The sequence below is a fragment of the Amycolatopsis silviterrae genome (assembly GCF_042684085.1).
GTDB classification, from domain to species: domain Bacteria; phylum Actinomycetota; class Actinomycetes; order Mycobacteriales; family Pseudonocardiaceae; genus Amycolatopsis; species Amycolatopsis silviterrae.
This window is the reverse complement of the sequence record NZ_JBHUKS010000017.1, coordinates 81,898-107,195: the sequence shown is the minus strand read 5'-3', so window position 1 is coordinate 107,195 and position 25,298 is coordinate 81,898. Positions and strand designations below refer to the sequence as shown.

Genomic DNA, 25,298 nt, shown 5'->3' with positions numbered 1-25,298 from the left:
GCGCTACCACCTGGGCTGACCAGCGGCGACAGTTGGGGTTGTGTCCATGACCGCGATCACAGGAGGCCCGGACCCCATGCGCTGCGAGCCGCTGTTCCGCCCGAAATCGGTCGCCGTGGTCGGCGTCTCCGCGACCACCGCGCTCTCGTGGGGACGGATCGCGCTGGAGCGGCTGCTGCGCGGCGGCTACCGCGGCGAGGTCTTCGCGGTCTCGCGCGGTCCGCTCGAACTGCCTGGCGTGCGCACGGTCGGCTCGCTCGCGGAGATCGGGTACGGGCCCGACCTCGTGGTCCTCGTGACCCCGGCGGAAACGGTTCCGGCGCTCGTCCGGCAGGCCCGCGAACTCGGTTCCGGCGCGGTCGTCGTCTTCGCGGCGGGCTTCGCCGAAGGCGGCAACACCGCGCTGGAGGACGAGTTGCGCGAGGCGGCGGGCGACCTGCCGGTGCTCGGCCCGAACTGCCTGGGCGTGGTGAGCCATCCGGCCGGCGTGCAGCTGTCCACCACCATCTTTCTCGACCGCGAACGTGTGCCACCCGGTCCGATCGCGATCGTCACGCAGAGCGGCGCGATGGGTTTCGTGCTCGCGGACCTGCTCGAACAGGCCGGAATCGGCTACTCCTACTACGCGAGCGTCGGGAACGAAGCCTGCCTCTCCAGCAACGAAATCGGCAGGTACCTGCTCGATCAGCCGGACGTCGAGGTGCTCGTGCTCTACCTCGAAGGCGTGCGCGACGCGGACGGTCTCCGCGCGCTCGGGCGGCAGGCCCGGGAGGCGGGCAAGACGGTGGTGGCGCTCGCGGTCGGCAGCAGCGCCGCCGGTCGGCAGGCTGCCTTGTCGCACACTGCTGCCGTCGCTGGTGATCACTTCCTGCTCGCCACGCTGTGTCGGCAGGAAGGCATCCACCTGGTCACCGACGACGACCAGCTCGTGGACGCCGTGCTCTGCGCCCGAAAAGGCACGACGCTGCCGCCTGCGCCCCGGCTGGCCGTGCTCACGATGTCCGGCGGCGCGGGCGGCATCCTTGCCGACAACCTGACCGCGCTGGGTGTCCGGATCCCGCCGCTGTCCGACGCGACGCGCGCGAAGCTCGCCGAGGTCGGCGGTGTCGAGGCAGCGGACGAGAACCCGGTCGATCTCGGCGGCAACATCGACCGCTGGATGGGCCGGGTCGGCGATCTCCTCGGTGCGCTCGACGAAGACCCGGAACTCGACGGCGTCGTGCTCTACCTGACGTTCGGCGACCGCTTCCCGGAGGCGTACCACCGGCTGGCCGCGGCCGCCGCCGAGATGCGGACCCCGACGTGGTTCGTCTGGGCCTGCGCACCGCCCGGCGAGCTGGCGAAGGTCGGGCGGCCGGACACCGTGCTGCCCAGCATCGGCGCGCTCGTGCGGCGGCTTCGGGTGCTTGTCCCGGACCGCGTCCCGGAAGCGGTGCAGCGGCTTGGGGCCGATAACCGTCCAGTGTGGACAGAGCTGCGGGCCATCCCGCTGCTGGAGAGCGCTGGGATCCGGCACGTCGACACCGTCGCCGGGATCGATCTCGCCGAGGCAGCACGGGGCTGGCCGGAACCGTATGTGGTCAAGGGCGACGCCGCCGACGTGCCGCACCGGGCCCGCGCTGGGCTGGTCCGCGTCGGCGTCAACTCGGCGGAGCTGCCCGCGGTGCTGGACACGCTCCGGGCCCGCCTGGACGAGGTTTCCACCGACCCGGACCGCACCCTCGTCGTGCAGCCGCTGCTGCCGCACACCGAGGAACTCGCCCTGGGCGCGACACGGGATCCGTTGTACGGCACCGCAATCGTCCTCGGCGCGGGCGGCGACCGTGCAGAAGACCCGACCGCACCACGCCGCGCGCTGCTGCTCCCGGCGACCCCGGCGCAGCGGGCCGAACTGGCCGCCTGGGCTGGTGACGTCCTCGCCGCCCCGGTCCCCGCTGTCGCCGCCGCGATCGACGGGCTCATCCAGATCCTCGGCGACCATCCGGAGTTCGCCGAAGCCGACCTCAACCCGCTCTGCGTCACCGGCGACGACCTGGTCGCTGTCGACGCACTCTTCACCGCTCAGGAGGCATCCCGTGACTGACCTGCTCGACTACGCCGACAAAGTCTGGCGAGGCGAGGCCGACACCCGCGTCTACCACACCGGCGTACTGCGCAAGGACGGTCTGCACGAGCTGGCCGAGGGCGTGTGGATGTGGCCGGCGTTCGGCAACGTCTTCCTCTTCCCCACCGACGATGGCCTGTTCTGCTTCGACACCGGCGAGCGCCGCACCGCGAAAGACCTCTTCGGCGCCACCCGTGCCCGCACCGACGCCCCGCTGCACACCGCCGTCTACTCGCACGGCCACATCGACCACGTCTTCGGCGTCGGCCCGTTCGACCTCGAAGCCGAGGAGCGCGGCTGGCGTCGCCCGTCCGTGCTGGCCCACGAAAACACGCCGCCGCGGTTCGAGCGATACGAGCGCACGCGCGGCTACAACACGGTGATCAACCAGCGGCAGTTCCAGTCGCCCGGCTTCCGCTGGCCGGACCGGTACCGGCACCCAGACGTCACCTACCGGGACACCACGACGCTGCGGATCGGCGACCTCGACGTGCGGCTCAAGCACGGCCGCGGCGAGACCGACGACGCGACGATCGCCTGGCTGCCCGACCGGAAAATCCTGTGCTGCGGCGACTTTTTCATCTGGTCCTCCCCTAATCCGGGCAATCCGCAGAAGGTCCAGCGCTACGCCGCGGAGTGGGCGCGGGCGCTGCGCTGGATGGCCGGGCTCGGCGCGGAACTGCTGCTGCCCGGCCACGGCGTGCCGATCGCCGGGGCGGACCGGATCCGGACCGCGCTGTCCGACACCGCCGAGTTCCTCGAAACCCTGCACGACCAGACCGTGGACGCGATGAACGCCGGCGCCACGCTCGACGAGGTCGTGCACGGGGTCACCGCTCCGGCCGAACTGCTGGCCAAGCCGTATCTGAAACCGTCCTACGACGAGCCGGAATTCGTCGTCCGCAACGTCTGGCGGCTCTACGGCGGCTGGTACGACGGCAACCCGGCGAACCTCAAGCCCGCCCGCCGCGCCGACCTGTCCCGCGAACTCGCCGACCTCTCCGGCGGTGCCGACCGGCTGGCGGCGCGAGCGAAGGAACTCCTCGCGGCGGGCGAACACCGGCTGGCCGGGCACTTCGCCCAGCTCGCCGTAGACGCGGCCCCGGACGACGAGACCGCGCACACCGCCCGCGCGGAAGTGTTCACCGCGTTGGAGAAAGCCGCGACATCGACGATGGCGAAGGGCGTTTACGCCTGGGCCGCTGCCGAGTCTCAGGCCGTGCTGGACGGGACCGACCGTGCCGAACAGCTCCGTGCCCGCACCGAGGGCCGCACCCGCTGGGCCTTCTGACCCGCTTTCAGGTCCGTGAGGGGAACCCTGAGGGAATCAGAGTCCCTCAGGGTTCCCCTCACGGACGACCCAGAGCACCCATCGACAACGACGTTGAAATGGGGACCCCACGATGAACGCTCCCGCCCTCCCCGCCGAAACCGCCGCCGGCAAGCGCACCCGCGGCACCAGCGCCCGCGGCTGGGTCGTCACCGGGCTGCTGCTGGTGTTCATGCTGATCAACTTCGCGGACAAGGCCGTGCTCGGGCTCGCCGCGAAACCGCTGATGCACGATCTCGGCCTCACGCCCGAGGCGTACGGCCTGATCAGCAGCGGGTTCTACTTCCTGTTCAGCATCTCCGCGATCGCGGTCGGCTTCCTGTCGAACCGGGTGCCGACGAAGTGGATCCTGCTGGCGCTCGGCCTGATCTGGGCGCTGACGCAGGCGCCGATGCTCGGCACCGTCGGCTTCGGCGCGCTCTTGGTCAGCCGGATCGTGCTCGGCGCGGCCGAGGGCCCGGCGAATCCGCTGGCCATGCACGCGGCGTACAAGTGGTTCCCCAACGAGAAACGCGGGCTGCCCAGCGCGTTGCTGAACGCCGGTTCCGGCATCGGCGTCGCGCTGGCGTCTCCGCTGCTCACCGCGCTGATCGTCGGCTACGGCTGGCGGTGGGCGTTCTTCGCGCTGCTCGTCGTCGGGCTGCTGTGGTCGCTGCTGTGGGCGATCTTCGGCCGGGAGGGCAAGGTCGCCGGAACCGCGTCCGTGCACGCGGCCGAGGCCAAGTCCGCCGCCGACGAACCGCGCGTGCCCTACCGGCGAATCCTGCTGAACGGCACGTGGCTCGGCGGGTTCCTGGCCGGGTTCGCCGCGTACTGGGCGCTGGCCGTGCTGGTCGCGTGGGTGCCGCACTACCTGGAAACGGCGTTGCACTACAGCACGGTGACCACCGGGACGCTGGTCGCGCTGCCGTGGATCGCGTCGGTGGTGTTCAACCTCGCCCAGGGCACCCTCAGCGACTGGCTGATGCGGCGCGGCGTGTCGAGCCGGGTGGCCCGGGGCGTGCTCGGCGGCGTCGCGGTGCTGCTGTCGGGTCTCGCGATGCTGGTGTTCCCGCACGTCGGGCGGGGCTGGTTCCAGATCGCGCTGCTGACCGTCGCGTTCAGCCTCGGCGGGGTGGTGTTCGCGCTCGGCGTCACGATGAACGCCGAGATCAGCCCGACGCGGCAGCGCGGCGCAGTCCTGTCGATCACCGTCGGGCTGGTCACCACCGCCGGGCTGCTCGCCCCGTACCTCACCGGACGGCTCATCCAGGCCGCCTCGTCGCCGGGCAGCGGCTTCACGCTCGCCTTCACGATCAGCGGCCTGCTGTCCATTGCAGGCGGTCTGCTCGCCGTCGTCTTCGTCAACCCGGACCGCACCGCCCGGCGGCTCGGACTCCGCACCGACCGGATCGAGGTAGTCCGCTGATGCCCTTCCAGGACACCAAAAACCCGCTCTACGGCTCCGGCGAAATCACCGAGGTCGCGCCCGGCGTCCGTTCGATCGGCCTGCAGGGCAACAGTCTCGCCGTCGACACGCCTTCGGGTCTCGTCGTGGTCGACACCGGACCGTCCCCAGACCTCGTCGCGCCGGTGCTGGACCAGCTGCGCGAACCGGTGCGCTGGATCGTCTACAGCCACGGACATCTCGGCTACAACTACGGCGTCCCCGGATTCTTCGACTACGCCGCGGCGCACGGCGAACGGCGCCCGACCGTCGTGGCGCACGAGAACGTCGTCCGGCGCTACCAGCGTTATCTGGAAACGGCCGGGCTGCAGAACCACATCAACACCCGGCAGTTCCGCCGCCCGATGCCGGACCTGACGGCCCCGCCGCCGGTCACCTTCCCCGACCAGACGTACCGGGAAGCGATGACCCTGGCCCCGGACGTCCGGCTGCTGTGGGCACCATCCGAAACGGACGACGTGACCGCGGTGTGGCTGCCGTCGAAGCGCGTGCTGTACGGCAGCGCCGCGGTGATCAACGGCATCCCCAACATCGGCACGCCCATGCGCACCATGCGCGACACCGTCCGATGGGCCGACACTCTCGACCGGCTCGCCGCGCTGAACCCGGCCGTGCTGGTGCCGGAATTCGGCCCGGTCGTCCGGGAAGACCCGGTCCGGCAGCTCACGATGACCGCGGCCGCCCTCCGCTGGCTGCGCGGCGCGGTCGTGGACCAGCTCAACGAGGGCAAGCGCGTGGACGACATCGTGCACGACCTCCGCTACCCCGCCGAACTGTTCGACGTGCCGTGGATGCGCGAGCACTACGGCCACCGCGAGTACATCGTGCGCGACATCGTCCGGTCGGAAACCGGGTGGTGGGACGGGAATCCGACGACCCTGCACCCGTCCCGGCCGGACGTGGCCGCCGCTGCGCGCGCCGAGGCGATCACGGACAAGCAGGCGGTGCTCGACCACGCCGAACGGCTGCGGTCGGACGGACGGGTGCAGGAAGCCTTGCACGTCATCGATCTGCTGGCCCTCGCGCCCGGAGACGACCCACTGGTCAAGCAAGCACGAGCAGTCAAAGACGAGCTGTGCACGGCCCGCGCAGCGGAAGCCAGCAGCTACGTGTCGCGCAGTTTCTACCGCAGCGGCTGGTGATCCACCGACTCCTCCTCCCCACACGGCGGCTGATAATCAAGCCCCGGGAAGTAGCGCTCCCACTCCTCCCGCTCCAGCGGCGCGGCCACCCCGCAGACCCGCTCGACCGCCTGATCCAGCTCAGTCGCCCAGTACCGCGCAGCACCGTCGGCAGCGCCGGTGACGACGTGCCGTCCGTCCGGGGTGAAGCCGAGGCCGTCGATCTCGCTGGTGTGCCCCTGAAGCGTGGCCAGCGGTTCGGCGCGGGGCACGGACCACAGCCGGACGGTGTTGTCCTTGCTGCCGGTCACGAGCGTCCGGCCGTCCGGGCTGAAGGCGATCCGGGCGACGTTGTCGGTGTGCCCGGTCAGGGTCTTCGCCGCGTGCTGCGGGTCGGCGACGTCCCAGAGCCGGACGGTGGTGTCGCTGCCCGCGCTGGCCAGCGTCCGCCCGTCGGGGCTGAAGGCGAGCGCGGCCACGTACTTCTGGTGCCCGGCCAGGCTCGCGCGGAGGACCGGGTGGCTCCGGTCGGAGAGATCCCAGAGCTTCACCGTGTTGTCGTTGCTGTCGGTCGCCAGCGTCTTCCCGTCGGGCGAGAAGGCCGCCGCACTGCCGCCTCCGCTATATGCCGGAAGGGAAGCCAGGGAACGGGGATGCGCGGGGTCGGCGATGTCCCAGAGATGGGTGCGAACCGTGTCCGACGTCGCGAGGGTGTGCGCGTCGCTGCTGAAAGTCGCCCACGACAAAGCGCCGCCGGTGCGGACGGTCGCCGTCTTCACCGGGTTTCGCGGATCTTCGATCTCCCACAGGCTCAGCGTGCCTTCACTGCTCGCGGTGGCCAGCAGCCGTCCGTCGTCGGTGAGGTCGACGGACAGGACGGGGTGCGCGGGCCCGGGAAGCTCAGCCACCGGCTTCGGCGCGCTGGGATCGCCGGTCGCCCACAACCGCGTGCGCCCGTCCCCGCCGCCGATCGCGATCACCGACTCGCTGGTCGCGACTGACGCGGCCAGGCTTGCCGAACCGGCGAAGACCAGTTCTGGCACCGGATAGAGCTGAACGGCCTTGTCCTCCCCGGCGGTCGCGAGAGTCTGTCCGTCCACAGTGAACAGAACGGTGCTCACGGTGCTGGCGTGCCCGGCCAGGGTAAGGACCTGCCGCGGCCGGGCGGGTTCGGCGACGCTCCACAGCCGGGTGGTCTTGTCGTCGCCCGAGGTGGCCAGCGTGCGGCCGTCCGGGCTGAAGTCCAGGCTGGCGACCCCGCGCGGGATCGGCGGCAGTGCGGCGACATCGGCCGGACGTCGCGGGTCGCCGATCTCCCACAGGTGCGCGGACGTGCCATCGCCGGTGGCCAGGAGATGCCCGCTGACCGCGATCGACGAGATCGCCCCGGCCCGCGCCGGTTGCTGCGCCAGCAGGGCTGGCCGTCGCGCGTCGGTCGTGTCCCACAGGCGCAGGACGCCGTCGTCGCCGCCGGTGGCCAGAATCCGGCCGTCCGCGGCGAAAACGGCCGCCAGCACGTTCTGTCCGGGCAAGGGCGTCGCCGCCAGCACCGGACGCGTCCGGTCCCGCACGTCCCACAACCCCAGGCCGGTCTGGGAGGGGTGGGACGGATCCGCGCTGTACTTCGTCGTCGTGCCGACACTCAACGTCCGGTCGTCCGCGCCGAACGTCAGCGCCGCGACGCCGTCGGACGCCTGAATCGCCGACACCTGCCGCGGCCGCCGGGGGTCTGTGAGGTCCCATAGCCGGACCTCGCCGGACAACGCTCCGGTCGCCAACGTGCGCCCGTCCCGGCTGAACGCCGTCGCGGTGACCGCGCCTCCGGGAACAGCCAGCTTCGCGAGCGTCGCCGGATGCCGCGGGTTCGTGACGTCCCACAGCAGCACACTCGAATCCAGATCAGCGGCGGCAAGCAGATGCCGGGTTCGGCTGGCCGCCGTCGCCGTGATCTGGCCGGTGTTCCCGGTCAGCCTCGTCGGCACCGGTTCGGCGGCTCCGCTGAGAATGGCGTCGCGCAGCTCGGGTTGCGGCGAAAGCCGGTATGCCGCCAGGTCGAGCTGCAACGCGAGCCCCGGATTCGTCTCGCGCAGCTGCTGCGACTGGCTGAACACCTTCTGCGCCACCGCCACGTCCCGTTGTTCGGTGGCGGTGCGGCCGGACTGGACCGCGAAACCGGTGGCGACCGCGGCGACCAGGAGCAGGGCGGCGAGCATCGCGACCATCCTGCGCAACCGCCGGGTCCGCCGGACTTCGGTTTCCCGCTCCCGATCGTGCGCCGCGACGCTCGCCCGCAGAAACTCCGCCTCGTCCGCCGAGAGCACCGGCGATCCGGCGTCGCACCAGTCCCGGATGAGCGCCAGCCTCGTGCCGCGGAAGAGCACGCCCTCGTCGCGGCCGAGGTCGTTCCAGGTCCGTGCGGCCTCGGTGAGCTGGCGGTGCAGCCGGAGCCCTTCCAGGTCCTCGGCGAGCCATTCGCGCAGCCGCGGCCATTCCCGGATCAGCGCCTCGTGGCTGATCTCGATCGTGTCGTGGTCGAGCACCAGCAGCCGCTGCGTGGCCAGCAGTTCGACGACCCGGCCGAGGTCCGCGTCCTCGGCGGGCAACTCGTCGCGCCGGACGCGGCGTTTGGTGTGCTCGACCCCGTCGGCCAGCGCCACGAGCCGGGTCAGCAACGCCTTCGCCGTCTTCCGCTGCTGCCCGTCCAGCCGCTGGTAGACCGTCTCGGCCGTCCGCGTGAGCGCCTGCGAAGTGCCGCCCGCGGCGTGGTAGCCGGCCAGGGTCAGCGTCGTGCCCCGCCGGCGGCGCCAGGTTTCCAGCAGCGCGTGCGACAGCAAGGGCAGCGCACCCGGCTCGTCCCCGACATCGGCGACCAGCTCGGTCAGCAACGCGCCTTCGACCGTGCAGCCCGCGTCGATCGCCGGCCGGGTGATCGCCAGCCGGAGCCCTTCCGTGCTCATCGGGCCGACCACCAGCTGGGCGTCCTGCAGCACCTTCGCGACGGCCGGGTCGGCGCAGCAGCGAGCGTAGAAGTCCGCGCGGACACCGAGCACGACCCGGACGCGGCTGTCCGGCCGATGCGCGGCACCGGCGAGCATCTCGACGAACCGGGCCCGCTCCGCCGGCCCGGTCACCGTGTAGATCTCTTCGAACTGGTCGACCACGAGCAACAGGTCACCGTCGCGCCCGGCGAGCAGCCCGCGCACCGCGTCGTGCAGCCGGAACGAGCCGCCGCACTCCCCGCCGAACTGCGCCGCACACTCCGCCACGGGGTCCGGACCGGGCACGACGATCCGGACGTCCGCCACCGGAACGGCCAGCTCGCCCGCCCGGGCCCGGGCGATCAGCCCCGCGCGCAGCAGCGACGACTTGCCCGCCCCGGACGCGCCCACCACGGCGGTGAACCGGTGCTGTTCCACCAGTCCGGCCAGCTGCTCCACCAGTCCGTCCCGGCCGTGGAAGCGGGCGGCGTCCTCCGGTTCGAACACCCCGAGCCCCGGATAGGGCGCGCACGCCCCGTCCGGCGCGGCGGCGCGTTCGCCCGCCGCCATCTCGGCCGCCAGCTCGTGCCAGCGCTCCTGCCACTGTTCCCGGTCCCCGCCGCACGCGGAGACGAACGCGAGCGTCACCGGCAGGCTGGGCAGGACCTGCCCCCGGGCGGCCTGCGCCAGCGTCGTGGCGGAGAAATGCGCCCGGACCGCGAGCCGCCGGTAGCTCGGCTTCCCGGCCCGCTCCCGCAGCGTCCGCAGATCGAAGGCGAACCGCTGCAGCGCGCCCGCCAGCGGATCCACCGGTGTTTCCGGCCGTGCCACTTCAGTCCCTCCCCCGCGGACCCCTCCCCGGGCCCGTGCCCGTCGATTGTGCCCAGAACCGACCGGAGCACGGCAACCCCCGGACGGACGTTCCGGCCGCCGAATCCGCACCGGAAGCGCCCTGACGTGGCCGGATCCGCCGCCGGCGCGTTGTGCGGTTGTGCGGAATTGTCCGCCGCACAACCGCTGACCTGCCGTTCGGGCGCCGGAGCGGCTAGAACAGGACCTCAGCGGGATCGCCCCAAGCAGCGCGGGCCCACCGGGCCCTCGGCTCCAATGCCAGGGACTTAAGCTCGGGTGCCCTCAGCCTGCCGACGTCAGCGAAATGCCCGATTAACACCAGTGCGACCGTTTCTTTCAGTCTGTGAGGGACTCCTTGAGGGAATCTGATTCCCCCAAGGAGTCCCTCACAGACGACACGCCCAACTCCCGCCGCCCGCGTCGCCCCGGTGCAAGCCAGCGGTCCGCCAGTGGCTTCGGCCTGGGCGAACGCGCCTCAGCCGCGCCCATAACGCCGTCTTAAGTCCCTGGCATTGGGCCTTCGGCTCTCGTCGGGGGAGGCGATGGGCGGTCCCGCTGCAGCGCTGGCATCAGCCGGACGCACGAATCCGCCGGACATCGTCGACCGGCGCCTCGAGCCGAGCGAGCGGGAGGCCCTCAACGGGAGGCACACCGAGCGGATGCTCATCCGCGACTTCTGGCGATTGTGCGGAATTGGTTGTGCGGTGCGGAAAACCCTGCACCGCACAACCCCCGTCGGATAGACCTGGCTTCCGGGGCCCGGCCATCGGTTCCGGCCCCGGAAACCAGATCACCGACACGAGGGGTACTCATGCGAATGTTCTCAGCGCTGTCCGCGGGCGTCCTGACCGCCGCCGCCATGATGGTGAGCGGCCCCGTCGCGACCGCGAGCACCCAGCAGTTCCCGTGCGGCTTCTACGAGAGCGGCGGGCTCGCGTACTACGGGCATTGCGACGAGCCGCCGCGCACCGACGTCACCATCACCGTCGACATGGCCTTCCCATCGGACGACTGGCACATGTGCGTGAAGCCCGGCGTCACGGTCCTCGGCGCCGCTGGCCTGATCGACGGCGCCTTCTACAGCGGCAACATCTGCGACGCCGGATAGCCGCCCGTCACTTCGCCGGCAGCGCGGTGGTCCAGGTCAGCTCCAGCCGTTCCGGCCCGCGCTGCCGGCGGCCGCTCAGCCAGGGCACCTCGGCCGCCAGGCTCAGGTCCGGGAACCGGGCCAGCAGCGTGCCGAGCGCGACCTGCAGTTCCAGCCGGGCCATCTGGGCGCCGAGGCAGTGGTGCGGGCCGTGGCCGAAGCCGACGTGGTGGTTGCGCGGGCGGGCCAGGTTCAGGTCCTCCGGGCAGTCGAAGACGGCCGCGTCGCGGTTGGCTCCTTCGAGGTCCGCGAACACTGCCTCGCCCGCGCGGATCAGCTGGCCGCCGATTTCCACGTCCTCGCTGGCGATGTGCGCGAACCCGGCGCTCGCGCCGAGCGGGACGAACCGGAGCAGTTCCTCGACCGCCGAGGGCAGCAGGCCGGGGTCGGCGCGCAGGGCGGCCAGCTGGTCCGGGTTGGTCAGCAGGGTGTAGAGCAGGTTGGAGATGTGGTTGGCGGTCGTCTCGTGGCCGACGGCCAGGATGCCGCCGGACAGGTCGATCAGCTCGCCCTCGGTGAGCCTGCCCTCGTCGTCGCGGGCCCGCACCAGCGCGCCGATCAAGTCGTCGGTCGGAGTCTCGCGGCGTTCCGCGACCAGGCCGGCGATGTAGCCCCACAGGCTCCGCTGGGCGTTCATGATCGCGGTGTGGTCCGAACCGTCGCCGCTGAGCATCAGCATCGTGTCGGTCCAGGCGTGCACCTGCTCGCGGTACTCCTGCGGGACGCCGAGCAGCTCGCACAGCGCGGTGATCGGCAGCGGGATCGAGAACGCCTGCACCAGGTCGACCGGCGGGCCCTGCTCGATCATGGCGTCGATCAGGCCGTCGGCGATCTCCTGAACGCGCGGGCGCAGCGTCTCCACCCGCTTCGGCGTGAACGCGGCCGCGACGAGCCGGCGCAGCCGGGAGTGCATCGGCGGGTCCATGGTGATGATCGAGCTTTCGCTCTCGATCGCCTCGGTCCCGCGCGGCGCGTCCTTGCCGACGGTCAGGCTGCGCATCAGCCTCCGGTCGACCAGCACGGCCCGCACGTCCTCGTACCGGGTCGCGAGCCAGGCCTCGCCGCCGTACGGCAGCCGCACCCGGCTCATCCCCTGCTGCTCGCGCATCTCCGCGTATCGCGCGTCGACCGTCAGCGCCGACGGCTGGAACGGGTACGGGCACACTCCACTGCTCACGACGAACTCCCAAGTCCGGTAACGGTTTCCACGATCGGTCCGGCCACGGATCCCAGCCACGCCGCGACGGCCGAAGCGGTGCTGCCCGCGTCTTCGGCGACGATGCTGAAATGGTCTCCGGGCACGGTTTCCACGCGGCCGGCGCGCGACCACGTCGTTTGCCAGGCCGGGCCAGCCGCTTCCCCGAAGCTGCGGGCCGAGCGCAGCAGCACGGCGGGGACCTGGCGCTCCGGCGGTCCCGCGGTGGCGAGGAGGCCGAGGTAGCGGCCCATGGCGGTCAGCTGCGCCCGGTCGAATCCGCCGTCGTCCTGGCGGGTCAGCACTTCCCCGGCCATCGCGTGCACGGCGTTCTCGGCCGGGCCGCCGATTTCGTAGGTGTCCAGCAGACACACGCCAGCCGGCGCACGGCCGGTGCGGGCCAGTTCCGCGGCCACCGCTTCGGCCAGCAGCCCGCCGGAGGAGTACCCGAGCAAGGCGAACGGTTCGTCGCCAGCCGCCTCCCGCGCCTGATCGGCGAGCGACGCGACGAGCGCGGCGAGGTCGGCCGGAAGCGGCTCGTCCGCCGTGAAGCCGGGCAAGGACAGGACAGAAAACTGGCGTTCGCCGCGGAAGGGCGCGGCCAGCCGTCCATATTGGACCGCGCCGGTCATCGCGGCGGGCGAGGGCACGCACAGCAACGCGGGCCGCTCGGGTCCGTCGGCGAGCTGCACTGGCCGCGCTCCCGGGGATTCCCGGAAGGACGGGCGCAGGTTAGCCGCCGCGCCGAGCAGGGCGACGCCTTCCGGCACCCGGCCCGCCGCCACGGCCTCGGCGAACAGCCGGGCGACCGGATCGCCGGCGGCCGGCGTTTCTTGAGTGTCCGAAAAGGACTCGTTCAGGAACTCGGCGAGGTCCGCGACGGTGGGATGGTCGAACACCAGGGTCGCGCCGAGGGTCAGGCCGGTCAGCTCGGCGAGCCGGTTGCGCAGCTGGACCGCGGTGAGCGAGTCGAACCCCATGCCCGGCAGCGCGCGGCCGGGTTCGACGGTCTCGTCGTGTCCGAGCACCGCCGCCACCTGCGCGCCGACCAGTTCCGCCAGCCGTTCGCGGCGCTCGGCCGGTGGGGTACGGCGCAGACGGTCGGCTGCGGAACCGGCGCGCCGGGGCGTCCGCACGTGGCCGCGGAGCAAGAACGGGAGGTCGCCGCGCCACGCGTCGAGCCGGAGCGGGACCAGGACCGGTGCCGGATCGGCGATGGCCGCGTCGAAGAGGGCCAAGCCTGCTTCGGCGGTGAGGCCGCCGGTGCGTTCGGCGGAGTTCCACAATCCCCAGGCCAGCGATTGGGCGGGCAGTCCTTGGCCGTGCCGGAGCTGGGCAAGGGCGTCGAGGAAGGCGTTCGCCGCCGCGTAGTTCGCCTGGCCGGGTGCGCCGAGGATGCCCGCGGCAGAGGAGAACAGGACGAACTTGTGCACGTCACCCGCGAGTTCGTGCAGGTTCCACGCGGCGGTGGCCTTGGCCGCGAATGCCGCGTCGACCTGGTCCGGAGTCAGCGAAGTGAGCATCCCGTCGGCCAGGACGCCTGCCGTGTGCACGATCGCGTTGACCGGATGCGCGGTCAGCAGCGCGGCGACGGCGGAGCGGTCGGCGAGGTCGCAGACCGCCACCTCCACCTCGGCGCCGAGTGCGGCCAGTTCGGCGGCGAGGTCGTCCCCGCCCCGGCCGGTCCGGCTCGCCAGCACCAGCTCGCGCACGCCGTGGTGGCGGACCAGGTGCTCGGCCACCAACCGGCCGAGCTGCCCGGTCCCGCCGGTGATCAGCACCGGGCCGGGCCCCCACTCCGCCGTTCCGGCGGCTTCGGCTGCGACCAGGCGCGGGGCGAGCGTTCTGGTGCCGCGCAAGACAATCGCGGGCTCGTCGGACACCGCCGCGCTGGCGAGCACGTCGTCGGCCGGCGGCGCGTCGGTGTCGAGGTGCACGATCCGGCCCGGGTGTTCGGTCTGCGCGGAACGGACCAGCCCCGCGACCGCGGCACCGGCCAGGTCGACCGGTTCGCCGGGCCGCCCGGCCGCGTGGCGGGTGACCACGACGATCCGCCGGTCGTCCGCGAGCGCCGCGCGCAACTCGGCGAGGACACGGTGGATCTCGCTCCGCGCGTCTGCGCCAGGAGCAACGAAAAGAGCCTGAACATCGTGGACGCCGCTGTCGGGGAGGGTGCACTCAGTCCACTCCGGACGCAGCAGCGCCCCGGAGCGGCGAGCGGTCCGCCGGACCCCGGTGACCGGCCGCAACACCAGCGAGCCGATCGTCGCCACCGGGTTGCCCGAGTAGTCGAAAAAGGACAGTGAAACCGTGTTCTCCCCCAACGGTTTCACCAGTACGCGCAGCTCCGAACTGCCGGTCGACCACAAGTCCACTTCGGACCACGAGTACGGCAGCAGCGTGTCCGCACCGGTCGCCGGGCCGAGACCGATGGCGTGCAGTGCCGAATCGGCGAGCCCCGGGTGCAGGCTGAACGCACCGGCATCTAGCACCGCGGATTCCGGCAGCGACACCTCGGCGAACACCTCGTCCCCAGACCGCCAAGCCTTCTTCAGCCCCTGGAACAACGGCCCGTACTCGACACCGCGCTCCGCGAGAAGCTCGTACATCCCGTCGAGATCGATTTCCTCGCCCGACGGCCAAGCAGGAGCAGCCGCGGGAAGCGGACCAGCCGGAGCCAGCGCACAGTCCGCGTGCCGCACCCAGGGCGCGTCGCCAGCCTGCGCATGGATGCTCACCGGCCGCACCCCGGCCTCGTCGGCACCGCCGACCCGAACCTGGACGCGCACCCCCTCGGCGTCGAGGAGCAGCGGCGCGTGCACGGTCAGCTCACGGACTCGCGTCTCCCCCGCCTCTTCCCCGGCGCGCAGAGCGAGTTCCAGGAAACCGGTGCCGGGAAACAGCACCGAGCCGCCGACCGCGTGTCCGGCCAGCCACGGCTGCGCGGCAGTCGAAATCCGGCCGTGCAACAGGAATCCGTCGCCGTCGGCCAGCGGGACCGCGGCCCCGAGCAACGGATGCCCAGCCGGTTCCAGGCCGGTCGCGGACAGGTCGCCCGGCTCGTCCGAAGGGGACAGCCAGTACCGCTCCCGCTGAAACGGATAGGTAGGGAGGTCGACCAGTTGGGCCGCGCGGGGCGCGAAAACCGCCGCCCAGTCCAGGGCTACGCCATCGCAGTGCAGCGCCCCGACCGCCTCCGCGACCGCGACGTCCTCGGGCACGTCCCGGCGCAGCGCGGAGACCCCCAGCGGCGCGTCCGGCAGCAGCGCGGTCAGCGGCCCGTCCGCGCCGAGTTCGAGAAACCGGGTGACGCCTTGGCTTTCCAGCGTCTGGATCGCCGCACCGAACTGGACCGGACGGCGGATGTTGCGCACCCAGTAGCCCGCGTCGAACGACGCGATCGGCTCGCCGGTCACCGTGGACACGATCGGCAGCTCGGGCGGCGCGTACGAGACCCGCGCCGCGATCGCCCGGAACGGCTCCAGCACCGGATCCATCAGCCGCGAATGGGACCCCACCGAAAGCGCCAGCTGCTTCGTGCGCCGCCCCTGCTCGGAGAACCGGGCGACGACGTCCAGCACCGCCGCTTCCGCCCCGGCCACGACGACCGCTCGCGGACCGTTCACCACGGCGACGTCGACCGCTTCCCCGGCGAATTCCTCCGGCCCCGCCTCGATCGCCGCCATCGCGCCGCGCGGCTGGGCCTGCATCAACGTCGCCCGCGCGACCACCAGCTCCGCCGCATCCGCCAGGGACAGCACCCCGGCACAGTGCGCGGCCGCCAGCTCGCCGCCCGAGTGTCCGCAAAGGACGTCCGGGATCAGCTGCCACGATTCGGCCAGCCGGAACAACGCCACCTCGATCGCGAACAACGCCGCCTGGCTGTACCGGAACTCGTCGAGCGACCCGCCGATCGCCGCCCGCAGCGGACGGTCCAGATGCCGGTCGAGTTCCGCGCAAGCAGCGGCGAACGCGGTGGCGAACACCGGATACGCGGCCGCCAGCTCCTCGCCCATGCCGGTCCGCTGCGAACCCCCGCCGGAGAACAGGAACGCGACCGGCCCCTCACCGCGCGCGGCTGTACCGGACACCTCGGCCAGCCCAGCCAGCAGCTCGTCCCGATCCCGGCCGACGACCACCGTGCGATGCTCCAGATGCGTACGCCCGGTGGCGAGCGTCCGGGCGACATCAGCGACACGGAGATCCGGTGCCTCGCGCAACCGCTCCGCCAGTCGTTCCGCCTGCGCCCGCAGCGCCGCCGGATCATTCCCGCTCAGCACCACCGGCACCGCCACGCGATCGTCCGCGCCGCTTTCCGCGGCGAGCGGGGCTTCCTCGACCACGACGTGGGCGTTCGTCCCGCTCAGCCCGAAGCTGGAGACCGCGCCCCGGCGCGTCCGCTCCCCGCGCGGCCACGCCGTCGCCTCGGTCAGCAATTCGACCTCGCCGGCCGCCCATTCGATCCGACTGCTGGGCGCGTCGACGTGCAAGGTCTTCGGCAGCAGTTCGTGCCGCAGCGCGAGCCCCAGCTTCAACAGCCCGGCCACGCCGGACGCCGCCTGAGTGTGCCCGAGATTGGACTTCAGCGAACCCAGCCGCAGCGGAGCCCCGCCACCGCGATCCGCCCCGTAAGTGGCCAGAAGTGCCTGTGCCTCAATGGGATCCCCGAGCGGCGTGGCCGTACCGTGTGCCTCGACGACGTCGATCTGCGCGGCGGACAACCGCGCCGCCGCGAGCGCCTGCCGGATCACCCGACGCTGCGCGGGACCGTTCGGCGCGGTGATGCCGTTCGACGCGCCATCCGAGTTGACCGCGCTTCCGCGAAGCACCGCCAGAATCGGCCGGCCGGACCGGCGTGCGTCGGAAAGCCGTTGCAGCACCAGCATTACACAGCCTTCGGACCAGGCCGTGCCGTCCGCGGACTCGGCGAAGCTCCGGCACCGCGCGCCGCGAGACAACGTGCCGTCCTTGCTGAACTCGACGAACGTGCGCGGCGTGGACATCACCGTCGCCCCGCCCGCGAGCGCGAGTTCGCACTCCCCCGCGCGCAGCGCCTGCGCCGCGAGATGCACGGTGACCAGCGACGACGAACACGCGGTGTCCACCGTGATCGCCGGACCTTGCAGCCCGAACGTGTAGGCCACCCGGCCGGACACCATCCCGGACGCGGCGTAGCTGCCCGGATAGTCGTGGTACATCACGCCGGTGAACACCCCGGTGCGGCTGCCGCCCAGCGAACGCGGCGGAATTCCGGCCCGTTCCAGGGATTCCCAGCCGGTTTCCAGGAGCAGCCGCAGCTGCGGGTCCATCAGCAGGGCGTCGCGCGGGCTGATCCCGAAGAGCCCCGCGTCGAACTCCGCCGCACCGGCCAGAAACCCGCCCTCCCGCACGGAAATCGAGCCCGGCCGGAGGCCTTCGGGATCGTAAAGCCGCTCGACGTCCCAGCCCCGGTCGGCCGGGAAGCCGCCGATCGCGTCGCCCTCGTCCGCGAGCAGCCGCCAGAGCTGCTCCGGAGTCTCGATCCCGCCCGGCAGCCGGCATCCCGCCCCGACGACCGCGACCGGTTCCGCCTGCGCGGCGGCATTCAGCAACCGCCGGTTTTCGTCCTTGAGCCGATGATTCTCCTTCAGCGACGTACGCAATGCGGCGACCAGGTTGCGTTCGGACTCGCTCAACGGCCCCCCAGGGCTAGAAGTGCGGCGTGACCAGTCCGACATTACGCACCAACCGGATCACTGCCACCCCTAGCGACCCCCGTTGCGCAATGCCCGTTTCTTCAAGTCCGCGAGGGGAACCCTGAGGGAATCTGATTCCCTCAGGGTTCCCCTCACGGACGACACGGCCAGTTCCCGGCATCGACCCCGGCGTGATCCGCCTCGCTCGAACCGAACAGAACCTATCGTCTTTGCTACGATCGTTCGCATGAAGAGCGATAACCGTCCCGAGCCCGCGGTGACCGAAATCCGGATGCCTTTCGACACCAAGGCGGTCATCTGGGTTTTCTGCGGCGCGGCCGGCGCCGGGCTCGGCTTCGCCATCCCGTGGCTGCTCCAGTTCGCGGCCAAGCATCCGCTCCCCTACGCGGACACGCTGAAGTTCCTCGGCTCCTTCGATTCCCCGCTGATGGTGATCGGCCGCCCCGCCGCGCTTGCCGTCGTCGGGCTGGTCATCGCCTTCTTCATCACGTACCACAGCGCCACGCTGCGCATCTCGGACGAGAGCATCACCATCATCGAAGGCGACGATTCCCGCGTCATCACCCGCGAACAGGTCGGCGGCGCCTTCCGCCACGGCGGCAAGGTGCGGATCGAATCACCGCAAGGGCGCGTCCTGTTCGACGACGACGTCGAAGGAAAGAAGGCGACGATCGCCTCGGCATTCCGCAAGCACGGCTACCCCTGGGAAGGCGCCTGAGCGAACCGTCCTCAGCCGCGGTGCGCCTTCGCCGCTTCGCGCGCGATGTCGGCGTAGCGCTGGAAAATGATGGGCGTCCCTTCGCCGTGGTCTCGCCGGTACAGCGCCGCCCAGCATCGGGCGACGAGTTCGCGGGCGTGAGTTCCGGGCCACGGCCGGGGCAGGAGTTCCGGCGGCAGCAACGGGTCGGGCTCCATGGCGCGGGTGAGTTCGGCCGCCAGTTCGACCGCCGTCGTGACGAGGTCGGCCGAAGTGAGTTCGGCGGCGCCGGCAAGCCGTTCGAGACGGGGCTCGGCCACGCGGACGAGGCGATGATAGCGATCCGCGATTTCTCCCTGCGGCCAGAGACGACGGGCGAGTTCGACCGGGTCCTCGGTGCCGCCCTTGCGCAGATCCGTTGTGCTCAGAAGGGAAAGCGCGTCCAGGACACCGAGTTTGCCCGCCGCTTCTTCGACGTACGGCTCCCAGGCATTGGCGCTGACATACAAACCGTTCTGAAGCGGAGCGCCGCCGAGGTGCACCAGCGTGTCGCGCAAGGTGTCCCGGGCCTTGCGCGCGGATTCGGGCACCGCGAAGGCCGCCAGATGCCAGACCCCGTCCCAGGGTTCGAGCCCGGCGTCCTGGCGGAACGCGTGGCGCAGGAAGTCCGCCGTGGGGCCGAACGCGTCTTCGGTGTCCACCGTGGCGTGCAGCAGCGCCTTGCGACCACGGCCCTGATGAGTGAAAGCGCCCTCGGCCACGAGACGTTTGATGCACAGCCGGACCTGCTGGTCGCTCATGCCGAGGAGCGCGGCGACGGAGTACAGCTCGTCCGCGTCGACCGTGCCGTCCTCGCGGACGAGCGCGTGCACGAGCATGCGAGTGGGAACTTCGACGTGATCGATCACCGTGCCGGGATTCCTTTCGGCGCAACGCTTCGGCCCATGGTCGTCACCGCGCCGAACCCCATCAGCCTGCGCAGATAGGGCGTGCGCGTGGTCTTCACCGTGGCGAAACCGAGCCGTTCGTACAGGGCCTTGGCACGCGGGTTGGCGTCGATCACGTCCAGCCTGATCTCCCGGCAGCCCCGTTCGGCCGCGATCGCAGACACTTCCTCGACCAGCAGGCTGCCGATGCCGTGGCCGCGAAAGCCCGGATCCACGGCGATGCTGGCCAGCACGAGCCGCCCTCGTTTCGGGCGGTTTTCGAACAGTGCCAGCAACGCGAGCCGGTACAGCCCGCGCAACGGCCCGTACGTGCGCAGCACGGCGGCAGCCGACCCCTTGGCGGGTGCCTGGCCGCCGAGCCGGTACTCGGCGAGCGCGACCAGCTCCCCTCCGGCGAACGCGCACACCGCACGATCGGCGCGGAGCTGGCCGGCGAGAAAGGGCACCGCCTTCTCCGGCGGGTTCAGCGCCGGGCCGAGCTTGCGGCCGAAGGCGCCCCAGCACAGCTCGGCCGCGCGCCGCTCGGCTCCGGCGGGAATGCTCCGCCGCAGCGTCACCGGCCCGCCGTCCGTCTCCTCCGCCACGCCATGGCCCCTTTCTCGTCCCTCAGCAAATCTATCACCAAGCCTACGGCCGTGCACACGCCGATAGATAGCTGGTATCGTGCAGTAACTATCACAGACACGTTGGTCGTTCTACTTTCGATAGATTGGTGCACGAGTGCGCAAGCGGCTCTGGATCTCGGTGCTGTCGGTGATGCTGCTGCTGGCCGGCGCCGGCGGCTGGATCCTCTGGCAGAACGATTACGACCTCGCCGAGGAGCGAGTGACGATCACCGGCGGCGCGCAGCCGCTGCACGGGGTCCTCGCGCGCCCGACCGAAGGGAACGGCCCGTACGGCCTGGTCGTGTTCGTCCACGGGGACGGGCCGCAGAACGCCACCCACGACACCTTCTACCGGCCGATCTGGGAGGCGATGGCCAAGGCCGGCTACGCGGCCCTCTCCTGGGACAAGCCCGGAAACTGGCTGGACCAGAGCATGCAGGACCGCGCCGACGAAACCCTCGCCGCGATCGCCTGGGCCAAGACCCAGCCGGGCATCGACCCCGGGCGGATCGGCCTGTGGGGCGCCAGCCAGGCGGGCTGGGTCATGCCCAAGGCCGCCCGGAAGTCCGCGGACGTCCGCTTCGTCATCGCCGTCGGGCCCGCGATCAACTGGCTCCGGCAGGGACGCTACGACCTGCTCGCCGGACTGCGGGCCCGAAACGCGCCGCCCGAGGAGATCGCCGCCGCGGTCGCCAAGAGCGACGCGAATCTGCGTGCCCTGCGGGAAAGCGAGACCTTCGAGCAGTACCGGGCCGCGGGCGGCGACGTCGCCGATCTGTCCCCGGACCGCTGGGCTTTCAACCGCCGCAACTACCTCTCCGACGCGTCCGAGGACCTCGCCGCCGTGCGGGTGCCGGTGCTGCTGATCCTCGGCGGGCGCGACATCCACGTCGACAGCGACGACACCGAAGCGGGATACCGGAAACTCGTCACCGAGCCGGGCCGGCTCGACGTCAAGCGCTACCCGGACGCCACCCACGACGTCGTCCCCCAGGACGTCGAGGACTCGGAACTCAAGAGCACCTTCCTCGCGATCGCCGCGCCGCGTTCGCTGTTCGCCCCGGGCTACCTCGACGACCAGCGAAAGTTCCTGACCTCGTTCGGCCGGCGCTGAAGCCGCAACGCCGCCCGGACGGCCGCTTGTGCCGCCAGCCCCAGCGCTCACACTTTGGAGTGAACCACCGCCATACCTGTGACGCGGCGCACATCTGAACCGATACACCTTCTGCCGTGCCACGCACCGTGCCGCGAGCCGAAGAGCTGGACCTGGGGGAAATACCCGTGATCACCGCCGCAGAACTGTTTGTCCGGCAGGCATTCTGGCGTCCGGTGGAAGGAACGGCGGTACCGGAGCCGGTGGTCGCGCTGCTCGGCCCGAAGGGGTCCGGCAAAAGCGCCGCGCTCACCGCGATCGCCGGCGCCTGCGGCGGCACGCTGGTCCACGCCCGGCTGGATTTCCGGGACGCGAAGGTCGCCGACCCGATCGCCGCCGTCGCCTGCGTGACGTTCATGCTGACCCGGCACTGGGACAACCTGCCGCGCGATCCGGCGTTCCACCGCGTCGGGCTTTCCTTGCTGGCACTGAACGAAACGCTGCCGCAGGACCGGGAAGCGGCCCGCGCGCACGTGCTCAAGCTGATCGAAAACTACCTGCACCACGACGACGAGCGGGTCTCGGACGTGGCCGGTGCGGCGGTGCAGTTCGCGCTGGCGCTGTCCGGCATCGGGGCCCAGGTGCCCGGGCCCGCCGTGCAGGTCGTGGTCAGCAGCGGGATCAGCGCGCTGCTGCGGCTCGCCAACCGGCGGCGGCGAAGCGTGCGGCAAGCGCTCAAGTGGTTCAGCGGCCTGCTGGCCGGAGGCGGCACGATCGACTCGCTGATCGAACTGAGCCAGCGCACCGCCGATCCGCTCCCCCACCTGATGGACGCGTTCCTCACCGATCTTTCCCTGAGCGCCGACCAATGGACGACACCGGTGCGGCGCTGTCAGTGCCTGCCGCCGAACCGGCGGGAAAGCCCGCACGAGCACGCCTGGGCGCTGCTGATCGACAACGTGGACGCGACCCCCGCCGGCCGCGAATTCCTCTCCGCGCTGGTCCGCGCGCGGCAGAAACGGTTGCCCAAGCGGGATCCGCTGCTGGTAGTCGCGGCGATGGACCGGTGGTCGTCCGCCTGGGGCACCTGGTGGCGGGAACCGTGGCGGACGAAGGCGGACAGCCCGAAACGACGGCCCGTCCCGCTGCTGTCCCAGGCCGATTTCAAGCAGTGGACCCAGCATCTCGCCGCGACCGGCGACGCGGGCCCCACCCCGACCCGGGCCTGGTATCCGGTCTGGCTCGATCCGCCGGACCCCGCCGTGCTGCGCGAACTCGCCCCCACCACCCCGGAGGGCTGGGAGCCCGCGGACTTCGACGCGTTCGTCCGCAGGCTGTCCGGCGGGCTGCCCGCGGCCGCGCAGGAGATCGCCCGGCGGGTCGGCGAACTGCCGTCGGACGCGCAACTGCACCCCCGGTCGCTGCTCTTGTTTCAGCCGCAGAACGGAATCGCGCTCTGGGAACGCGCGCTGGCGCACTTCCTGCCGAAGTCGCTGCGCGCCGATTCGCTGCGAACCGTCGTCCCGCAGGCGGTCGCGGTGGCAGTCCGGCTCCGCCAGCCGGGACACGCGGCGGCCGATCTGAATCCCGTCGCCTTTCCCGACGCCAAGGTCATCCTGAGCGCGCTGCGCGAAAACCTGTGGATCAGCACTTTCGCCGCCTGTCCGTCGCCGTTGTGGCCGGTCGTGTCCCCCGAGGAGGAGCATCCCGCGGTCCTGCACCCGTGGCTGCTCGCCGCGCTGATGGCGGGCCTGCACGCGCAAAGCGCCGCCGCCGACCGGAATCCGGTGACGCTCACCTGGTCCGAGGTGTTCAGCCGGATGACCGACACCTGCGCCAAGCCGAGCGGCGAGGCGGACCTCGCCCGCCGGCTCTACTACGACCTCGCCTGCGACAAGTTCGAGCAGGTGGTCGCCGAACTGGTACGGGAGTTCGCCGCCGCCGAGCATCCGGACTGGGTCCGGCTGGTGGACCAGGTGACGGCGGCGCCGTGCCGGTGGCCCGCGGTGGAGCCGACCGACGCGATCGCCGCGCGGCTCGCCCCGGACGCGCAGCCCGGGCGCGAATCGGCCGCCGCCGCGATCGCCAGCATCGTGGCCCTGCTCTGGCTCTGCCACGACGCGCACACCGTGCCGAACCCGTTGCGGGACCAGCGGATCCGCAAGAACTTCACGCGGCTGGCCCACAATGATTCGTCCCATGTGGACACCGATGCCCTTACCGACGCCGCCGCGCGGTTCGGCGACCAGTGACACCCCTTTTCCCGACAGGAGCGCGATGACCTTCCTCCGCCGGATCCTGCACTGGTTCACCCACCGGTTCCCGCGCCTGGTCAACTGGGTGCTGCGGCATCCGGTGGCGGCCAGCGGCCTCGCCACGCTGCTGGTGGTCGCCCTCGTCGCCACGGGCGTTTTCGTTCCGATGCTGTTCGCCCGGTGCGGGGCGGGCATGACCGGCGACGCCGGCGGCGCGTGCGTCGGCATCAACCTCGACAGCGCGCCGTTCCGGGCGAACGAACCGGACCGCATGCGGGAGCTGGAAGCCGCGGTCCGGGCGAACAACGACGCGGTGACCGACAATTACGTGTCGGTGGTGCTGTTCCAGAACATGTCGCCGAACGAGGGCATCGACACCCGGAACTACACCGACCTCTACCCGGACATCGAGGGCGCGCTCGCCGGGGTGTGGCGGGCCAACCACACCGCCGCGTTCCAGGGCAGCCTGCCGAAGGTGAAGCTGTTCCTGGCCAACATGGGCAGCCAGTACGCGGGCTGGTCCGAGGCCGTGGACCGGATCGCCGAGCACGCGGCTGCCCACCACGTCGTCTCGGTCCTCGGGCTCGGCCAGAGCATGGACAACACCCGCGCGGCGGCGGCGAAGCTGACCAGCCAGGCCCACCTGCCGGTGATCGGCGCGACAGTCACCGGCGACACCATGAACCTCACCCCCGACGGCAAGCTCAACACCGGTTTCTTCCGCACCTCGCCCACCAACAGCCACTCCGTGCTGACCGCCGCGCGGTACATCGCGAGCATCGAGCCGGACCCGTCGCGGGTCGCGATCGTGCAGGACAACATCCCCGGCGACGACTACACCCAGACGCTCGGCGCGATGGCCGTCAAGGCGATGCCCGCCGCGCACCGGTTCCCGTTCACCTCGCCCGGCGCGCTGCCCTCCGACCTCTCCCGCAAGGACCCGCTGCTCACCCAATTCGCCTACCTGAACCAGAATGTCTGCTCCGTCGCGCCGACAGTCGTCTACTTCACCGGCCGCGGCACCGATCTCGGCCCGTTCGTGCAATCGTGGACCCAGGGAAACACCCCGTGCGCCAACGGAAAACTGACCGTCGTGACCGGCGACGACGGCGGGGCCGCGATCAACGAGGCCAGCCTCCGCGACGCTGTCCGCGGCGGCCACGTCCGGGTCTTGTTCACCTCGCTGGCCAGCCCCGACGAATGGGGACCGTGCAACGGCACCGCGGAACAGGCCGCCTACAACACTTTCCAGGCGGTCTTCACCGGAAAGCCCGGCGCGTGCACCGGCCAGCCCGTCCGCGCGGACGACGGCGCCGCGCCGCTGTCGTTCTCGGTCGCCGACCTCGGCAGCGGCGAAGGCATCCTCACCCACGACGCCGTGATGGTCGCCGTCACCGCCGCCCGCCGCGCCGCCAACGGCAACGCCGACACGGTCGTGCGCGCGCCGCTGTCGCAGATCGGCCTCATCCAGGAAATGCGGTGCCAGAACTCCATCCCGGGTGCGAGCGGGACCATCCAGTTCAGCCCGGACCAGGCCCAGTACGGCAATCCGGTGGAGAAACCGTTCCCGGTAGTGGAGATCCGGGCCGACGGGTCGACCGCGACGGTGTGGAACAAGGCAGTCAGTACTGCCGCGCCGAAACCGTCCTGCTGAGATCGGGCGTGGCACCCCAGCGTGGCTGCGCTCCCGCAGAGGTCCGTGAGGGGAACCCTGAGGGAATCAGAGTCCGTGAAGGACACCCTCACGGACACCCCAACCCCGGCGCCCGCTGGCCCGCCGAGCGCCGCACTCGCCTGGCCAGCCCTTTCGGCCTGGGCAGACGAGCCTCAA

The 25,298-nt window shown here is 71.4% G+C and carries 14 protein-coding genes; 9 read left to right on the top strand and 5 right to left on the bottom strand.

Going from position 1 to position 25,298, the window contains the following annotated elements:
- The first annotated feature begins 46 nt into the window (after window positions 1–46).
- The 4 genes from ACFSVL_RS24705 (at window position 47) to ACFSVL_RS24690 (ending at window position 6,023) form a co-directional block, all read left to right on the top strand.
- Entirely contained in the window at window positions 47–2,083 is a 2,037-nt protein-coding gene (locus ACFSVL_RS24705) for an acetate--CoA ligase family protein (protein WP_378307918.1), read from the top strand.
- Window positions 2,076–3,395 carry an alkyl sulfatase dimerization domain-containing protein gene (locus ACFSVL_RS24700; RefSeq protein ID WP_378307917.1) on the top strand — a complete coding sequence of 440 codons (1,320 nt, stop codon included), beginning with the start codon at window positions 2,076–2,078 and terminating at the stop codon, window positions 3,393–3,395. Before ACFSVL_RS24705 ends, ACFSVL_RS24700 begins: the two co-directional genes overlap by 8 nt.
- Window positions 3,396–3,507: 112 nt before the next feature.
- Window positions 3,508–4,842 (top strand): MFS transporter, encoded by a 1,335-nt coding sequence (locus ACFSVL_RS24695; protein WP_378307916.1) that lies wholly within the window; start codon window positions 3,508–3,510, stop codon window positions 4,840–4,842.
- The gene (locus ACFSVL_RS24690) at window positions 4,842–6,023 is read left to right on the top strand and encodes an alkyl sulfatase dimerization domain-containing protein (protein WP_378307915.1); all 1,182 of its coding nucleotides are present in this window, start codon (window positions 4,842–4,844) and stop codon (window positions 6,021–6,023) included. Before ACFSVL_RS24695 ends, ACFSVL_RS24690 begins: the two co-directional genes overlap by 1 nt.
- On the opposite strand, the gene ACFSVL_RS24685 is transcribed toward ACFSVL_RS24690, so the two are convergent.
- Window positions 6,005–9,811 (bottom strand): nSTAND1 domain-containing NTPase, encoded by a 3,807-nt coding sequence (locus tag ACFSVL_RS24685; RefSeq protein ID WP_378307914.1) that lies wholly within the window; start codon window positions 9,809–9,811, stop codon window positions 6,005–6,007. The genes ACFSVL_RS24690 and ACFSVL_RS24685 overlap by 19 nt on opposite strands.
- Window positions 9,812–10,643: 832 nt before the next feature.
- Here ACFSVL_RS24685 and ACFSVL_RS24680 point away from each other — a divergent pair.
- On the top strand, window positions 10,644–10,940 hold the full coding sequence (locus tag ACFSVL_RS24680) for a DUF6355 family natural product biosynthesis protein (protein WP_378307913.1): 297 nt from the start codon (window positions 10,644–10,646) through the stop codon (window positions 10,938–10,940).
- Between the two features lie 7 nt (window positions 10,941–10,947).
- Here the strand turns inward: ACFSVL_RS24680 and ACFSVL_RS24675 are convergent, their stop codons facing one another.
- Together ACFSVL_RS24675 and ACFSVL_RS24670 are read right to left on the bottom strand one after the other, a co-directional pair.
- On the bottom strand, window positions 10,948–12,156 hold the full coding sequence (locus tag ACFSVL_RS24675) for a cytochrome P450 (RefSeq protein WP_378307912.1): 1,209 nt from the start codon (window positions 12,154–12,156) through the stop codon (window positions 10,948–10,950).
- A complete protein-coding gene (locus tag ACFSVL_RS24670; protein WP_378307911.1) occupies window positions 12,153–17,849 on the bottom strand; it encodes an SDR family NAD(P)-dependent oxidoreductase in 5,697 nt (1,898 codons plus the stop codon). The genes ACFSVL_RS24675 and ACFSVL_RS24670 overlap by 4 nt, the downstream gene beginning before the upstream one ends.
- 277 nt (window positions 17,850–18,126) lie before the next feature.
- Here ACFSVL_RS24670 and ACFSVL_RS24665 point away from each other — a divergent pair, with 277 nt between their 5' ends.
- A complete protein-coding gene (locus tag ACFSVL_RS24665; protein WP_378307910.1) occupies window positions 18,127–18,588 on the top strand; it encodes a YqeB family protein in 462 nt (153 codons plus the stop codon).
- A gap of 11 nt (window positions 18,589–18,599) precedes the next feature.
- On the opposite strand, the gene ACFSVL_RS24660 is transcribed toward ACFSVL_RS24665, so the two are convergent.
- Window positions 18,600–19,475: a PaaX family transcriptional regulator C-terminal domain-containing protein gene (locus tag ACFSVL_RS24660; RefSeq protein WP_378307909.1), complete on the bottom strand. Its 876-nt coding sequence runs from the start codon at window positions 19,473–19,475 to the stop codon at window positions 18,600–18,602.
- Window positions 19,472–20,098: a GNAT family N-acetyltransferase gene (locus ACFSVL_RS24655; RefSeq protein WP_378307908.1), complete on the bottom strand. Its 627-nt coding sequence runs from the start codon at window positions 20,096–20,098 to the stop codon at window positions 19,472–19,474. Before ACFSVL_RS24655 ends, ACFSVL_RS24660 begins: the two co-directional genes overlap by 4 nt.
- Before the next feature lie 136 nt (window positions 20,099–20,234).
- On the opposite strand from ACFSVL_RS24655, the gene ACFSVL_RS24650 reads away from it, so the two are divergent.
- The 3 genes from ACFSVL_RS24650 to ACFSVL_RS24640 all read left to right on the top strand — a co-directional run bounded on the left by ACFSVL_RS24650 (window position 20,235) and on the right by ACFSVL_RS24640 (window position 25,121).
- Window positions 20,235–21,233 (top strand): alpha/beta hydrolase family protein, encoded by a 999-nt coding sequence (locus ACFSVL_RS24650; protein WP_378307907.1) that lies wholly within the window; start codon window positions 20,235–20,237, stop codon window positions 21,231–21,233.
- Window positions 21,234–21,349: 116 nt separating this feature from the next.
- Entirely contained in the window at window positions 21,350–23,464 is a 2,115-nt protein-coding gene (locus ACFSVL_RS24645) for a hypothetical protein (RefSeq protein WP_378307906.1), read from the top strand.
- A gap of 25 nt (window positions 23,465–23,489) precedes the next feature.
- Entirely contained in the window at window positions 23,490–25,121 is a 1,632-nt protein-coding gene (locus ACFSVL_RS24640) for an ABC transporter substrate-binding protein (protein ID WP_378307905.1), read from the top strand.
- The last annotated feature ends 177 nt before the right edge of the window (window positions 25,122–25,298 follow it).

Excerpts from the sequence above, each read along its gene's own strand:
- ACFSVL_RS24705 (WP_378307918.1), top strand. The coding sequence starts at position 47 with ATGACCGCGATCACAGGAGGCCCGGACCCCATGCGCTGCGAGCCGCTG.
- ACFSVL_RS24695 (WP_378307916.1), top strand. The coding sequence starts at position 3,508 with ATGAACGCTCCCGCCCTCCCCGCCGAAACCGCCGCCGGCAAGCGCACC.
- ACFSVL_RS24690 (WP_378307915.1), top strand. The coding sequence starts at position 4,842 with ATGCCCTTCCAGGACACCAAAAACCCGCTCTACGGCTCCGGCGAAATC.
- ACFSVL_RS24680 (WP_378307913.1), top strand. The coding sequence starts at position 10,644 with ATGCGAATGTTCTCAGCGCTGTCCGCGGGCGTCCTGACCGCCGCCGCC.
- ACFSVL_RS24640 (WP_378307905.1), top strand. The coding sequence starts at position 23,490 with ATGACCTTCCTCCGCCGGATCCTGCACTGGTTCACCCACCGGTTCCCG.